We start from the raw sequence: 15,608 nt of genomic DNA on the forward strand, positions 1-15,608 counted from the left end.
GATATAGCATAAGAGGTGAAACAACAATGGAAAAACCAAAACAAATTCAAATACAAAAAGCAAACCCATCGCTTAAAGCCTATTCGGCGGCAGATTATTTAAATTTTATCATCCCATCTATTATTGGTGTGTTCTTATTTATGGTACCGATCACAGTTGATGGAGGTATGACGATCCCTGTTGCACTATTAGCAGGAGAGTTACGTGAGATTCTTGCTGAAATCATTCCTTATTTAGCTACAGTCTTTATGGGAGTAGCGGCAATTGGTTCTATAATAGCAAAAGCAATAGAACCAAGAAATCCTGTTTTAAAAACATTATTTTCAGTAAACTGGTTTTGGCTTGCTGTAAGATTGATAGGATTTATTCTTGCGATTATGACCCTGTTTCAATGGGGCAGTGAAGCAATTTATTCAGGAAATACAGGCGGACTAGTCTTAGATCTTATTGTTTCCTTATTTACGATTTTCTTATTTGCAGGTCTATTTCTTCCATTATTATTAGATTTTGGTCTTCTTGAATTTGTCGGAACCTTACTGATTAAAGTAATGAGACCTGTATTCAAGCTTCCAGGCCGTTCATCGATCGACGTTTTAGCTTCATGGGTAGGAGATGGAACGATTGGTGTTGTTTTAACTGACAAACAATATCAGGATGGATTCTATACGAAGCGTGAGGCAGCCATTATCGGAACCACATTTTCTGTAGTATCGATCACGTTTAGTATTACTGTGCTCGAAACGGTTGGTCTTGAGCATTTATTTGGACCTTATTATTTAACCATTGTAATTGCAGGTTTAGTTGCAGCACTGATCATGCCTAGAATTTGGCCGCTTTCAAAAAAACCTGATACAACTTATGAAAAAGCCGTGCAGCAGCCTGATGAAGAAATTCCGGCTGACGTGAATTTAGTAAACTGGGGACTTGCGCAAGCAGCGAACAAAGCATCAAAGACTAAGAATTATGGGGCTGTTATAAGCTCTGGATTTAAAAATGTATTAGACATGTGGATTGGTGTTATTCCAGTAGTTATGGCTTTCGGGACCATTGCCTTGATTGTGGCTGAATACACGGACTTTTTTGTTGTACTCGGTAAACCAATTGAACCGATTTTAGCTTTCATGCAAGTTCCTGAAGCTTCGGAGGCAGCCCAAACCGTTTTAATCGGGTTTGCTGACATGTTCCTTCCATCGATTTTAGCAAGTGAAATGATTGAAAGCTCGATGACATTGTTTATTATAGCGGCCCTTTCTGTAACGCAATTAATTTACATGTCTGAAGTTGGGGGACTATTAATGGGATCGAAAATCCCGGTTAACTTCCTCGACCTAGTTGTTATCTTTTTATTAAGAACCATTATCACTTTACCAGTAATCGTCATTGCTGCTCATATTATTTTCTAAAATATCAGCTATGAAACCCTTCCAGACTTTATCATCAGGAGGGGTTTTATTGCTTTTTTATATAAAGAAGTAAAATAAAACTTTTTTAAATTACGAAAAATGGTATTTTATAAATAGGAAGAAATATCTACCGTTTTAGTCTGATTGTCATGAAGGAAAAGGCTAATGTGTATCGAATACTTAGTGATACGAAAAAATATTGGGGGACTACATAATGAAGCTCGGTGAACTTCTGCTCCAAATATCATATGAACTTCAATATTCTCCCGAAGATTGGGCTAGGATATTGAATGTTTCTGCTGATGAGGTTAACGGATACTTTTTAGGAACAAAGGAACTGCCGGTTCTGCCTTTTTTTCATTTAATTCATAATTCTTATTCAGATTATGAAAAAAAGAAATACATTTTTTCTGTTCATATGGACTCCATCCAATCAGCTTCTAATTTCCTATATGCCATGGAGCTGACGGAACAGTCGGGAGAGACTGAGAGCTTGATTAGGATTATAGAAAAGGCTATGAAATCAGAGGATCCTCGTGTTCAGGAATGGGCGGAAATGTATGCTTTATCGCTTAAGCGAGATGAGATGTTTGAGGATGATTTGCTATATACGGCAAAAAAAGCGACTTTAAAGAGCAGTGAAATGAAAATACTCCTCGAAACGATTAGAACCCAACTTCTTCGAAAGATAAATGCCAATATCACCATCGATAAACTTGCAGATGAATATTCCCATCACCTTGAAAAAATTGAAAACAACTTTTTTAAATCAGCATTTAAATTAAGACTTCATGTTAGTACCATCTATAGTACTCTCCGGTTGAATTTGGTTGGAAAAGTCCGAAGAATCGGTGAAATGTATTTAAATGATGAAGAAACAAAAGTGTATTTTCCGCTTCGTCACTGTTACATTCTTCACTATTATGCATTGTCATTTTTGTATGAGGATCCTTACAGAGCTTTAGAACTAATCGACGAAGCCAACGACATTTTAAAAACCATACAAAACAGCCGGGCAAGGCATTATCTCAATGAAAATGGAAAAACGAAAGCATTTATTAAAAATGTCTGGGAGATGGATCAGCCTGAGCCAGATGACATTCCAGAAAAAATTCATTACTGTATCGCAAATGGGGATATGAAAAAAGCCCAGGCCCTATTAATCGACCTGGAAAAAGTTCAGCCTTTAACTCCATTTCAGGATTACTACTGGGGTGTCGCCTTTTCCGATGAAGAAGCCTTACAGAGATCCTATGAAACGTTCAGGTCCAACGGGGATTTTTTCTTTGCCGTACTTCCGATAAGGGCCTTATCGAAAATGTCTTTAGAAAAACTAAAAGAAAAGCAAATAAAGAACTAGATTGCTTTTGGATAGATCTAGTTTTATTTTTTTTAAGAAATCGGTCACGAAATTCCTCCATACTGCGTCTTAAGGTTAAAACGAGCAGGAGGAATTTTTTATGACTATAGTAACTGATCAATCTTATGATTCTATTATCATTGGCGGGGGATTGGCTGGGCTGGTTTCTGCAAACTATCTAGCACAGCAAGGGAAAAAGGTAGCAGTGATTGAAAAAGGAAAGAAGCTCGGCGGGAGAGCTGCGACAACATTTGTCCAGCAATCCTATTTAAACCTTGGGCCACATGCTCTTTATATAAAAGGTGCGACATACCAAATTTTGAAGGAACTGGGGATTCATCCTGCCGGAAGAAAGCCTCAGTTAAACGGCAAGATAATCCTTGAAGGTCAAACGCATCCTTTCCCATCTTCTCCTTTAGCTTTACTCAAATCAGACTTTTTGACATGGAAGGAAAAGCTGGAATTTATTAAGATTTTCTCTCAACTTCTGAAAGCCGAGTGGAGCAAAGCGGGGGACGTTTCATTTACAGACTGGCTCAATGAGAAACGATTATCCAGGAAGAATAGGATCGTGCTTCAGTCGCTTTTAGCCATCTCCAGCTATTGTAGTGAGAGCGATTTAGTTTCTGCCCCGTATGCGATTCGCCAGCTTCAGCTTTCTATAAAGGGCGGTGTCCTCTATTTAGATGGCGGCTGGGAAACTTTGATCGAATCTTTGGAGAATCTGGCTCAAAAAAGAGGAGTTTTGTTTATAAAAGGTGAAATGGTAAAGAAGATCAAGGGAAGCTTTCCTGCTTTTCAAATCGAGCTTTCTTTGGGCAGACAGGTTGGAGGGAAGACGATTATAAATACTGCACCCCCTCTAGAACTGCAAAAAATAGCAGAACAGAGTGATAAGTTTGCTTTTCTGTCAAAACTCAAGCCGGTTAAAGGGGTTGCTTTAGATCTACTTTTAGAAAAAGATGAAACGGATCGAACCAGTTTTAGTTTTGATGCCGACCATTTCATTTACTTTTCTAATCATTCAAGAGCAGCTTCCTTAAGTGAACAGTATGAAGTAGTTCATGTGTTTGGATATGGACCCACTGCTAGCCAAGAGCAAATGGAGGAATTTTTAGACCGAATTTTGCCGGGCTGGCGGGAAAGAAAGGTCTACTCACGGTACCTTACAAATCTGGCTGTAAGCAATGCGTTTCCAAATCGAACTACAATGAGGATATTTGAAAAATCTTCACGCGTAGTGGAAGGTTTGTTCCTGGCAGGGGATTGGTGTATCGATGAAGGAATTCTGGCAGATGCCTCTGCTTCTAGCGCAAAAAGAGCAGCAATGGAAGCTGAACAATGGCTAAGAGGTGAAAATAAAAGTGAACATCGAAGCGTTATATAACGAGTACAAACCATTACTTTTCTCGATTTCGTATGGCATGCTCGGAACCGTCCAAGAGGCGGAGGACATTGTTCAAGAAATCTTTCTTACCCTGCAGCAAGAAAAATTGGATCATGTCCAAAATCTAAAAGCGTATTTATCGAAAATGGCGACAAACAAGTGCATAGATTCATTTCGTTCTGCCCAGAAAAAAAGATTGGTATATGTGGGCGAATGGCTTCCAGAACCAATCAGCGGCCGCTTCAATGAAGTCGAGGAAGCCATTGAGAATCGGGACCTGTTAAGCCTCGTGTACCTAAAATTGATGGAAGACCTGACGCCAAATGAAAGAGCAGTGTTTTTACTAAAAGAGGGCTTTTCCCTCGCACACGCCGAAATCGCCGATATGCTAGAAACCAATGAAACCAATTGCCGAAAGCTTTATTCCCGCGCAAAACATAAAATCGGAATGAGTACAAAGGGCCGGTTTAATGTGAAAGAGAATCGGGAAGTAATTGAAGCGTTTATTCATGCCTTTCAAATGGGGGAAATTGATCGAGTCCTTGGGCTGATGAGTCCCGATGTCATACTATATTCCGATGGCGGCGGCGTTGTGAAAGCAGCAATCCGGCCAATTGAAACCGTTCAGCGTGTCCTACTCTTTTTACAAGGAATCTATGGAAAACGCCCTGAAACAATGACCTTCGAAATCAGCATGGTCAACGGCCAGCCTAGTGTGGTCAGCAAAATAGATAACGAGACTCATAATGTCATTTCTTTCGATATTGCAGAAAACCGAATTCATGCCATTTATATAGTTGTATATCCAGAGAAATTGCGGAATGTTTGAGGAGATAGGACAGGGTGTGTGGCGCCCTGTCTTTTGTTTGTTAGTGGTCTGAGGTTGTACAATTGCTTTGGTAGGGTTGTCGGTTAAAATGGGTTTCTTATCGGTCAAAATTTTGTTCTATCAGTCAAAATGAGTTTTTATCGGTCAAAATTGCTATCTTTCAGTCAAATCCAGGCGTCTATCGGTCAAAATTGCGATTCTATCGGTCAAATCGGTGGTTTTATCGGTCAAAATTGGTTTCTACGGGTCAAAATCTAGTTCTATCAGTCAATATCCATTTCTATGGGTCAAAATCTAGTTCTATCACTCAAAATTGGTTTCTACGGGTCAAATTCACGTTCTATCAGTCAAAATCAGTTTCTACAGGTCATAATCTGTTTTATCCTCAATCAGTTTCAATGGGTCAAAGAAACAACCCGTTTTACCGGTTAAAAATTACTTCGATCAGTCAAAAACAGCTCCAGCGGCGGCCTATGATAAACCGTGTATTTTCCAGAGCCCGAAGCAGGAAGGTTCATGGATTGTAAAAGGTTTTTTACTACGGTAGGGGAGTTTATTTTCAGAAAATCTCTGCACTCTTTATTGGTGATGGTGGGGCTTATTAAAAAAAGGGAATCAAGAATAGCTTGTGTGTGGGCCATTTTATCTTTTGCCTCGCATTTTGGACATAGCCAGGTACCATAAACCCGATTCATTGAGAAACCTAAGCAACTAGTACACCGGACGCCCCTAATTATATCGGAACTAGGAATCTTATAGATATTTAATAAATTTGGAAAATACTTAGTGTGTTCTTTCACTAGTTTTTCACTGATGGAACGCAGCTGCTTTTCAGTGATCAAGGATCGTCCGTATTTCTTTTGTATCAGTACGATGGCTTCGGTCAAGCTTTCCAGATGAAGAATTTTATTAAATATCGGTTTACTTTCAGGAGATGCTTCAATAATGGTGGCTTGATTCGTATTGACAATATAAAATTCAATGGGAATGGAAAGGTTGAAGTTTTTTTGGAGCCATTGGTTCAGCAGATGCTTTTGTCGGGAAGCTTGATGAAGGGGGTTCGGAAATCGTTCCATTTTTTGACTATACTCGCGGATCAGTTGATCATAATTGGGGTCAAACCGGAGAATACCTGCGATGTTTTTGACTTCTAAGATTAAGGCGAAGAAAGGGGATAGGATTAAGGTGTCGATTTGAAAATAATGACCTCTGAACGGAAGACGCAGGTTGTGAAAAACGGTGAGGGAGTAGTCATGCAAGTGGCTTAAATGATAATCTAAATTTTGTTCCCCATAAAAACCGGCTTTTCTCCACATTAAATTTTTTTCAATGTCCTGCCTTTTTCTATGGTTTTGATAGAATTTCGTGTAAATAAAGTTCAATGGGTGTTTCTCTTTTCTTATAAATATTCAATATTACATCATCTCCTTTACATTTTCTAAACTAATTCTGCAAAACTACAAAAAATCCTCCCCCAAAAACACTGGAGGAGGATCAACTATCATAATCAACCACGCTTATAAGATGCAAACTCTTTCTCCGAGCAATACACAAAATGCCCCGGAGAAACCTCTCTCATTTTTACTTCTTCGCCTTCTTCATAGCCGTGGACACTTGGATCGTAAACTTTCCGTCTCCGCAGGCGTTCAGTTTCTGGATCTGGACGCGGGATCGCGGATAGAAGGGCCTGCGTATACGGATGTAATGGATTGCGGTAGAGCTCATCACTTGGAGCAAGCTCGACTAATCTGCCAAAGTACATAACGCCAATCCGGTCACTGATGTATTTGACCATCGATAAGTCATGGGCAATAAAGAGATAGGTCAGGCCTTTTTCTTTTTGAAGCCGTTTCATGAGATTGACGACTTGGGCTTGGATCGATACGTCCAAAGCAGAGATCGGTTCATCAGCAATGATGAATTCTGGCTGAACCGCAAGTGCCCGGGCGATTCCAATCCGCTGTCGTTGTCCCCCGGAAAACTCGTGCGGATAACGCGTAGCGTGGTCACGGTTTAACCCGACTGTTTCTAAAAGCTCGTAAACACGCTTCATGCGAGCTTCTTTCCCTTTTTCAAGGCCGTGAATATCAATACCTTCCGCAATAATGTCTGCCACTGTCATTCTAGGGTTTAAGGAAGCGTAGGGGTCTTGGAAAATCATTTGCATTTTGCGGTGAAACTCGCTCAGCTTTTTCCGTGATTTAATCGTACGGACATTTTCTCCGTTATAGACGATTTCACCATCCGTAGCTTCATATAAACGGATAATGGTTCGACCGGTTGTGGATTTACCGCAGCCCGACTCTCCCACAAGCCCGAGGGTTTCCCCGCGGTAGATGGAAAATGAAACATCATCGACCGCTCTAACTTCGTGCGGGCTGCCTGTATTAAAGTATTTTTTCAGGTTTTTAATTTCTAAGAGTGTTTCAGCCATTGATTGCTTCCTCCTTTAATAGAACCGGAGTATCGAAGTTTTGCGTCATTGGCCGCAAGCGATTTTTAACGGCTTCAGGCGGTTCGACCTTTGGCGCGTCTGGATGCAGCAACCATGTTTTGGCAAAATGCGTTTTTGATATTTGGAACATTGGCGGTTCTTCCTCGTAATCAATCGCAAGTGCATATGGATTCCGCGGTGCAAAGGCACATCCCTTTGGAGGATTGGTTAAATCAGGCGGAGAACCTGGAATCGCCGCAAGCTCCGATTTATCATCACTATCAAGGCTCGGCATCGAAGCGAGTAATCCCCATGTATAAGGATGTCGCGGATCATAGAAAATCTCATCGACTGTTCCAATCTCTACGATTTGTCCGCCGTACATAACAGCAACCCGGTCGGCGACATTCGCTACCACACCTAAATCATGGGTAATAAAGATAATCGAAGATTCCGTTTTTTCCTGAAGATCCTTCATTAACTCTAGGATTTGCGCTTGAATCGTAACATCTAATGCTGTTGTTGGTTCATCGGCAATTAATAGCCTTGGATTGGCAGCTAACGCAATTGCCACCATGGCCCGCTGCCGCATTCCGCCAGAAAATTCGTGCGGATATTGATCGAATCTTCTTTCAGCGAATGGAATACCAACTAGATTTAAAAGATGTATCGCTCTTTGTTTAGCCTCTTCTTTAGATACTTTATGGTGCTTTAAAATAACCTCAGTAATTTGTCTGCCAATTTTCATGGTCGGATTTAAAGAGGTCATTGGATCCTGGAAGATCATCGAAATGTCATTTCCGCGCACCTTTTCCATTTCTTTTTCAGACTTAGGAACTAAGTCGACACCTTCTAACAGAACCTGACCGCCTGTGATTTTACCAGGAGGCATCGGAATTAATTTAATTAAGGATTGGGTCATAACACTTTTGCCAGAACCGGATTCTCCAACAATCGCTAGTGTTTCCCCTTTATATACATCAAACGTAACCCCGCGGACAGCTTGGACTGTTCCGCCGTATATATCAAAGGTAACACGCAAGTCTTTGACTTCTAATAGTTTCTCCATTTTCAATTCCCTCCTATTTGCGCAATTTAGGGTCTAATGCATCACGTAAGCCATCACCAATCACGTTAAAGCTCAGCATTGTGATACAGATAAAGGCAGCTGGGAAGAAGAGTCTCCACGGATAATACTGCATGGCCACTACCCCTTCTGTAGCCATCGTTCCCCAACTGGCAAGCGGAGGAGAAATACCTAGTCCTAGAAAACTTAGAAATGCTTCAGTAAAAATCGCACTTGGGATGGTTAGTGTCAACGTAACGATGATAGGTCCCATTGCATTCGGGATTAAATGCTTAAACATAATCCAGCCGGTTTTAGCTCCCAGTGTTTGAGCAGCAAGTACGTATTCCTGTGTTTTTAGCTGGAGCACCTGTCCGCGAACAATCTTGGCCATGTTGACCCAGCCGATCAGTGTCATCGCAATAATCATGGTCCATAAGTTTACTTTTTCAAACAATACAATAAAGAGGATAACGACTAACAGATACGGAATTCCATATAAAATATCGGCAATCCGCATCATAATTTCGTCTACTTTTCCGCCCTTATACCCAGCAATTCCGCCCCACAATACACCAATAACTAAATCAATCAGGGCTGCAGCTAATCCAATGAAAATTGAAATACGTGCACCTTCCCAGACCCTTGCAAACATATCACGGCCTAAATCATCTGTACCGAACCAGTGTTCAGCAGAAGGCGGCTTATTTGTATTTAAAAGATCCGTTTGTGCCGTATCGTGACCAGAAATATATTGACCGAATATCGCCATAAAAGAAAGAAGGATGAGCATAATCACGCCCAACATGGCGAGTTTATTTTTACGGAATCGAATCATCGCATCCTTCCAGAAGGATAGGCTCGGTTTCGAAATCCTTTCTGCATCACTTGCTTTTGCACCAATAAGATCAAATTTGTTCGGATTCATTTGTGTTTGTGCCATTATGCTTCTCCTTTCCTTGGACTGGCTAGCTTAATGCGAGGATCGATGAAACCATAGATGATGTCTAGTATCAGCATTGAGAAGAGAAGCAGGACACTATAAAAAACGGTGGTCCCCATAATAACCGAATAGTCACGGTTTGTAATACTTACAACAAATTGCTTTCCTAAGCCAGGAATCGCAAAGATATTTTCAATGATAAAGCTTCCGGTAATAATTCCGGCAAAAAGAAGTCCGATATACGTAATCGTTGGTAAAAGTGCATTTCGGATCGCATGTCTAAAGGTGATGGTTCTTTTGCTTAATCCTTTAGATTTAGCTGTCTTAATATAATCCTGATTCATAACCTCAAGCATACTGGCACGCGTTAATCTGGCAATCATCGCCAGTGGAGTGGCCGATAATGCAAAGGCCGGAAGAATCGTATGCGTAAAGCTTTCCCATCTAGCGATTGGGAAGATCCCCATCTTAAAGGCAAGTACGTATTGAAGAGCTGCGGCTAAAATAAAGGATGGAACCGATATCCCAAGCACCGCAATAATGGTCGCTGTATAATCTGGCCAGCGGTTATGCCGCAGCGCTGCAATCACTCCAAGTAAGATACCGCCACCGATTGCAATTAGCAGGGCTTCAGCTCCTAATGCAAGAGAAACTACAAAGCCATCTGAAATAATTTCATTGACTGTTTGTCCTTTATATTTCATCGAAGGACCGAAATCCCATCGAGCCACTTGACCTAAGTAACGGAAGTATTGTTCATACCAGGGGTCGTTTAAGCCATATTTTTCATTGAAATTTTCCATAATTTCAGGAGGGAGCGATTTTTCAGAGGCAAACGGGCTTCCTGGTGCCATTCTCATAATGAAAAATGTTGCCGTAACGATCATAAATAAGGAGAGGAGAATAAAAAGGACACGTTTTACTAAATATTTTGCCATCGTTCAACACCTCGCTTATAAATATTGAAAAAGGCCAGTTGGGGTGTAAAACCCCAAAAAGAAGAGGAGTCATCCCCACAAATAAAATCGTGGGGACTGACTCCTAATCATTTGAGCCAGCCTCTTTGTAGGGTAGGTTTCCTTATTCGAAGTACGCCCACTTCAGTTGGACATCTCCAAGACCGGAAACGACAACGTCTTTCAAGTTTTCCTTCTGTAGCCATACGTTTGTATAGAAGTAAATTGGAGCTACTGGAAGCTGTTCCATAAAGATTTCTTCAGCTTGTTTTAGCATAGCTTCACGAGCAGCTGCATCCTTTTCGGTAGCAGAGTCAAGTAGTAATTGTTTGAAATTAGGATCTTCCCAATTTGTATCGTTATTTCCTCCCTCTTTATCACGGAACAATTCAAGGAAGTTAATAGGGTCATTAAAGTCACCTAACCAACCCATACGACCAATTTGGTAGTCTCCGTTATGAAGCTGGTCAATATAAACTTGCCATTCTATATTTTCTAGACCTACTTCAATACCAAGAACTTCTTTCCACATTTGTTGAACGGCTTGCGCAATTTTAGCATGCGTATCATCCGTATTGTAAGAAAGAGTGATTTCTGGAAGCTCAGAAACGTCACTTAGACCGAGTTCTTCAAGTCCTTTTTGGAGATGTTCTTTTGCTAAATCAACTGCATTATCTTCGAAATAACCTTCTTCGTTTTCAGGGAACATAGTAGGAGGGACAATTGCCATCGCTGGTACCTGTCCGCCAAGAGTAATGTTTTCTACAATCGCTTTACGATTGATTGCGTACGTAAATGCTTTACGGATATTTTCGTTATTAAACGGCTCAGCTTCCGTGTTAAATTTATACCAATAAACACCAGTAATTGGCTGAACGTTAAGAATTCCTTGGTCTTTCAAAGATGGAATTGCATCAACTGGAACAGAACCAAATGGATCTCCCGCCCAGTCAATTTCTCCGTTTTGATACATAGAAAGCTCAGTAGCGTCTTCATTGATCATGTACATATCAACTTTTTCAAGCTTAACTGCGCCTGCATCCCAGTAACCAGGATTTTTCTCAAGCGTAATTTGGTTTCCGTGCTCCCAAGCAGTCATCACAAATGGACCATTGGAAATGTAATTTTCACCAACATTTGTATGCCAGTCTGGGTTTGCTTCAGCTGTTGCTTTATGAATTGGATAATAAGTATAGAAAGCAGTTAGTTCTAAGAAATAAGGTGTAGGATTCTCTAATGTTACTTCAAGTGTTTTTGGATCAATAACTTTAACACCAATATCTTCTACAGATGCACCAGATTCAGGATCGTTCGCAGCTGCAGCTCCTTTGATGTAATAAAGCTGATAAGCATATTGAGATTCGTTAGCAGGATCTAATGCCCATTTCCATGCATACGCAAAATCATCAGCTGTAACTGGATCTCCGTTAGACCATTTTGCATCGCGTAAATGGAATGTGTAAACAGTAGAATCTTCATTTACATCAATTGTTTCTGCCATTGCAGGTTCAGGTTCTCCATTTTGACCAATTCGAGTCAACCCTTCAAATGTTTGAGCTAAAACACTACTAGAAGTTGTGTCGTTAGCTAGCCCTGGATGTAAAGAGAATGGTTCAGTTTTAATGTTTACACGTAAATGCTGAGCAACATCTGATCCTTCATCAGTAGTGCCTTCATCGTCTCCATCAGGAGTCTCAGTTTGAGGATCATCTCCAGGCTCTGCTTCGCTGCCGCTACAAGCTGCTAGAAACATAGAAAGAACGAGCATTAAACCCAGAAATACTAGAAGCTTCTTTTTCACAGTGTAACCCCCTATAAATTTTTTTAGCCTAATAAAATGTACCTAAACCTTCATTCCTATCAATATGTAAGCACTTACAAAAATCTGACGTTAAACTTTCGACAAAACGTGCAGAAATTTAACAATTATTGATAGAAACACAGGTTTGTAAAGGTTTTATTAAGCTTACATTAAATCATTATATATACTTGACTATCATTTTGCAATATTTGAAACTAGCGTATTTTTTGGGATAGTAGGAATTTTGTATGAAAAACGAATAGTCTGATAAGTGAAATTAGCTTCTTTTTTCCTAGTGTCATTAATTGATAAAATTTCAGGGATTCTGTTATTTTTGAAAAAATAGTAGCATAATAGAGGAATAATCTGAGAAACAGTTAAGAAGCTGGTGAAAAAATGATTTTATTAGATGTCGTAATTCCAGTCATTGCGATTTTTGCAATTGGTTTTGTCATACAGCGGGTTTTTAACTTTGATATCCGGTCGATTTCAACTCTTTCTTTATATGTTTTAACTCCGTTCTTGGTATTTGAGACGTTTTATTCAAATCCTTTAACCTGGGATTACCTTTATATCATGCTCTTCTGTGTAGGGTTCTGTTTGATATTGCTTGTCCTTTCCTATTTATATGGAAAGATTCGAAAAAAAAGTAAAACTGTGACAGCCTCTTTTATGCTAGCTATGACATTTATGAATGCGGGAAATTACGGTGCGCCTCTCATTTATTTTGCGCTAGGGGAAAAAGCTTTTTCTTTAGCCATCATCGTGATGGTGGTTCAATCGGTTTTAATGAATTCAGTGGGGCTTTTTCTTGCGGCTAATGGCTCCTCTTTCAGGGAAGAAACTTCTTTTTCCCCGTGGAAGAAGATATTTACTATGCCTGTGCTGTATAGTTTAATTCTAGGGATTCTGCTTCAGTTACTGGAAATTGGGATTCCGGCATCCTTAGATAAACCGATTGCGATGTTATCGGATGCAGCGATTCCTATTATAATGCTGGCCTTAGGAATGCAATTAGCACGGATTGAATTTGAAAAGGTGAATTGGTATGAATTATCTGTTATAACCCTTGCTCGAATGCTGCTGTCACCAGCCATTGCTATATTGATCTTTTCATTGGTTTCATTAGATCCCCTGCTGGAAAAAGTTCTAATTATTGCAGCTGCAATGCCAACTGCTGCCAATATCACTTTATTAGCAATTCAATTTAAAACTGAACCAGACTTTGTCTCGGCCGTTACGTTTATCACGACGATTTTAAGTATGGTAACGGTGCCGATTCTATTAGTCTTTTTAGGAGTTTAAGGGAGGAGTGGAGGTGCTCGCCATATACTGGACTGTTTATGTGCCGGTGCCACCATATATGTGCCGTTCATTGCTGTTTATGTGCCACGGTTCGCCGGTTATGTGCTGGTGCTCGCGGGTTATGTGCCGTTCATCGCTGTTTATGTGCCACTGCTCGCGGGTTATGTGCCGTTCAACGCTGTTTATGTGCCGGTGCTCGCGGGTTATGTGCCGTTCAACGCTGTTTATGTGCCGCCGCTCGCTGTTTATGTGCCGTTCAACGCTGTTTATGTGCCGGTGCTCACCATATATGTGCCGTTCAACGCTGTTTATGTGCCGGTGCTCACCATATATGTGCCGTTCAACGCTGTTTATGTGCCGCAGCTCGCCGGTTATGTGCCGTTCAACGCTGTTTATGTGCCACGGTTCACCGTTTATGTGCCATTCAACGCTGTTTATGTGCCGTCGCTTACCGGTTATGTGCCATTTAACGCTGTTTATGTGCCACGGCTCCCCATTTATATGCCATTCAGCACTAATTATGTGCCGCTACCCTTATTTCAACCATGCTTAGGTTTATAATATATTCTTGATTTGTTCGTACCTGTAAATTGTAGATTCATTGAATTTAAAAGCCTATGAGCAATTTTTCGTGACTTAATCCCTAAAAAGTCCCTGCATTCCTTATTCGTAATCGTAGGTTTTATCAATAACAAATAATCTAAAATCGCCTGTTTATGAGCATCGCGGGAAGTAGCTTTACAATGAGGACACTCCCACACCTGATTAGCTCTCTCCATCCCAAACTTTTTACATTCAGGACATTGTATTCCTTTAATGATGTCAGCACTTGAATATTGGTATGTTTTTTGAGGGTCTATGGAAAGAGGATTATGGCAAGTCAATATGCGTGAAGTTAATTTTCGTAAAGTTTCTTCTTGAAAAATATCTTTTTGATTTTTGCATGCCAGTTCCTGAATTTTTTCTTCAAGAGCATGGGCATGAAGAATGTAATCTTTATATTTCGGACCAGATCTTGGGTCGATATACGTTCGGGAATCTCCTAGTACCACCAAATATTCAATGGGAACATCAAGTTTTAAACCCATCCATTTTACAAACTGCCGGCTTTGTCTTTTTACTTGTTCCAGTGGATCCTCCATAACTTGTTGATCGCCATCTTCATTAATGCAAACTAATTGTTTATAACTTTCGTCAAAGTAAAGTTTCCCGCTGATGTCTTTCGCCTCGATTAGAAGAACGAATTTTTGGGAGATTACCAGAGTATCAATTTGAAATGCTTTATTATCGCAGATTAAGCGGAGACCTCGGAAAATATAGAATTGTTCAGGGGGCAAAAACTCGAGGTAATAGTCGATTTGTTTTTCACCAGCAACACCTTTCTTTCTTCTGTTGTATTCTTCTCTTAGATCTTTATGAATCCTATGGTTTGGGTTGAGCCTCCTGAATAAAGCCTCAATAATTAAAATTTGGGTCGGAATAGATCGACTTAACAAATTCAAAAGCATCACTCCTAGATTTTTTTAATTTATTTCCATAAATAGGAGTAAAAATCCTTTAATTTTCTTTAAAGAAATGTTTTAAACGGTCGGAATGGCACATAAACGTCGGAGAGCGGCACATAAACGTCCAGCCGCGGCACAAAAATGGCGAGGAATGGCGTATAAACCTCCGGCCGCGGTACATAAATAGCGAGAAGCGGCACATAAACGTCCGGCCGCGGCACATAAATAGCGAGGAGCGGCACATAAACGTCCGGTCGCGGCACAAAAATGACGAGGAATGGCACATAAACGTCGGGCAGCGGCACATAAACGTCCGGCCGCGGCACATAAATGACGAGGAATGGAACATAACCGCCTAGCCGCGGCACATAACCGTTGTAAAGCGTAGGTATAACCTGCACAAATGCAACAATCCCATTAATAAATCACCTATCCCCGCCCCACATCCGCCATTTAATACTTTACTGTGGAATCAGTCAAAAAGAACTAAATTTTTTTACAACTAGTTCATAAGTTGTGATTTGCGTAAAATGTCCGTTAATTTTCACTCGAACTCTTTTTATTTCTGTATAATAGGCGCGTGCATCATGTCGATTTTTACTTTTATTTTAAAAAGCAG

General features: G+C 40.4%; 14 protein-coding genes. 6 read left to right on the forward strand and 8 right to left on the reverse strand.

The annotated features are described in order from the left end of the window. Window positions 1-26 precede the first annotated feature (26 nt). From CRO56_RS03095 to CRO56_RS03110, 4 genes are all read left to right on the forward strand, one after another. On the forward strand, window positions 27-1,403 hold the full coding sequence (locus CRO56_RS03095) for a YjiH family protein (RefSeq protein ID WP_097157109.1): 1,377 nt from the start codon (window positions 27-29) through the stop codon (window positions 1,401-1,403). Between the two features lie 214 nt (window positions 1,404-1,617). Next, window positions 1,618-2,763, forward strand: coding sequence for an AimR family lysis-lysogeny pheromone receptor (locus tag CRO56_RS03100; protein WP_097157110.1), 1,146 nt, complete (start codon window positions 1,618-1,620; stop codon window positions 2,761-2,763). A gap of 100 nt (window positions 2,764-2,863) precedes the next feature. After that, window positions 2,864-4,150, forward strand: coding sequence for a phytoene desaturase family protein (locus CRO56_RS03105; protein ID WP_097157111.1), 1,287 nt, complete (start codon window positions 2,864-2,866; stop codon window positions 4,148-4,150). Then, complete coding sequence (locus CRO56_RS03110) at window positions 4,128-4,979, forward strand: RNA polymerase sigma-70 factor (RefSeq protein WP_179714152.1); 852 nt, start codon at window positions 4,128-4,130, stop codon at window positions 4,977-4,979. The genes CRO56_RS03105 and CRO56_RS03110 overlap by 23 nt, the downstream gene beginning before the upstream one ends. Window positions 4,980-5,407: 428 nt before the next feature. Here CRO56_RS03110 and CRO56_RS03115 read toward each other — a convergent pair whose 3' ends face one another. The 6 genes from CRO56_RS03115 to CRO56_RS03140 all read right to left on the reverse strand — a co-directional run bounded on the left by CRO56_RS03115 (window position 5,408) and on the right by CRO56_RS03140 (window position 12,179). Next, complete coding sequence (locus CRO56_RS03115; protein ID WP_097157113.1) at window positions 5,408-6,361, reverse strand: nuclease-related domain-containing protein; 954 nt, start codon at window positions 6,359-6,361, stop codon at window positions 5,408-5,410. Window positions 6,362-6,486: 125 nt separating this feature from the next. Beyond that, on the reverse strand, window positions 6,487-7,413 hold the full coding sequence (locus CRO56_RS03120) for an ABC transporter ATP-binding protein (protein WP_097157114.1): 927 nt from the start codon (window positions 7,411-7,413) through the stop codon (window positions 6,487-6,489). Next, window positions 7,406-8,482: an ABC transporter ATP-binding protein gene (locus CRO56_RS03125; protein ID WP_097157115.1), complete on the reverse strand. Its 1,077-nt coding sequence runs from the start codon at window positions 8,480-8,482 to the stop codon at window positions 7,406-7,408. The genes CRO56_RS03120 and CRO56_RS03125 overlap by 8 nt, the downstream gene beginning before the upstream one ends. A gap of 13 nt (window positions 8,483-8,495) precedes the next feature. Continuing rightward, window positions 8,496-9,422 (reverse strand): ABC transporter permease, encoded by a 927-nt coding sequence (locus CRO56_RS03130; protein WP_097157116.1) that lies wholly within the window; start codon window positions 9,420-9,422, stop codon window positions 8,496-8,498. Then, window positions 9,422-10,360 carry an ABC transporter permease gene (locus tag CRO56_RS03135; RefSeq protein WP_097157117.1) on the reverse strand — a complete coding sequence of 313 codons (939 nt, stop codon included), beginning with the start codon at window positions 10,358-10,360 and terminating at the stop codon, window positions 9,422-9,424. The genes CRO56_RS03130 and CRO56_RS03135 overlap by 1 nt, the downstream gene beginning before the upstream one ends. Before the next feature lie 142 nt (window positions 10,361-10,502). Next, complete coding sequence (locus CRO56_RS03140; protein WP_097157118.1) at window positions 10,503-12,179, reverse strand: peptide ABC transporter substrate-binding protein; 1,677 nt, start codon at window positions 12,177-12,179, stop codon at window positions 10,503-10,505. 396 nt (window positions 12,180-12,575) lie between these two features. Here CRO56_RS03140 and CRO56_RS03145 point away from each other — a divergent pair, with 396 nt between their 5' ends. Next, window positions 12,576-13,484, forward strand: a complete 909-nt coding sequence (locus CRO56_RS03145; RefSeq protein ID WP_097157119.1) for an AEC family transporter — start codon at window positions 12,576-12,578, stop codon at window positions 13,482-13,484. A gap of 60 nt (window positions 13,485-13,544) precedes the next feature. After that, entirely contained in the window at window positions 13,545-14,045 is a 501-nt protein-coding gene (locus CRO56_RS03150) for a hypothetical protein (protein WP_097157120.1), read from the forward strand. Here CRO56_RS03150 and CRO56_RS03155 read toward each other — a convergent pair. Both CRO56_RS03155 and CRO56_RS22635 read right to left on the reverse strand, forming a co-directional pair. Continuing rightward, complete coding sequence (locus tag CRO56_RS03155; protein WP_179714153.1) at window positions 14,024-14,986, reverse strand: nuclease-related domain-containing protein; 963 nt, start codon at window positions 14,984-14,986, stop codon at window positions 14,024-14,026. The genes CRO56_RS03150 and CRO56_RS03155 overlap by 22 nt on opposite strands. Before the next feature lie 65 nt (window positions 14,987-15,051). After that, on the reverse strand, window positions 15,052-15,390 hold the full coding sequence (locus CRO56_RS22635) for a hypothetical protein (protein WP_142305180.1): 339 nt from the start codon (window positions 15,388-15,390) through the stop codon (window positions 15,052-15,054). Between the last annotated feature and the right edge of the window lie 218 nt (window positions 15,391-15,608).

Origin of the sequence: Bacillus oleivorans (assembly GCF_900207585.1) — a bacterium.
Classification (GTDB): domain Bacteria; phylum Bacillota; class Bacilli; order Bacillales; family JC228; genus Bacillus_BF; species Bacillus_BF oleivorans.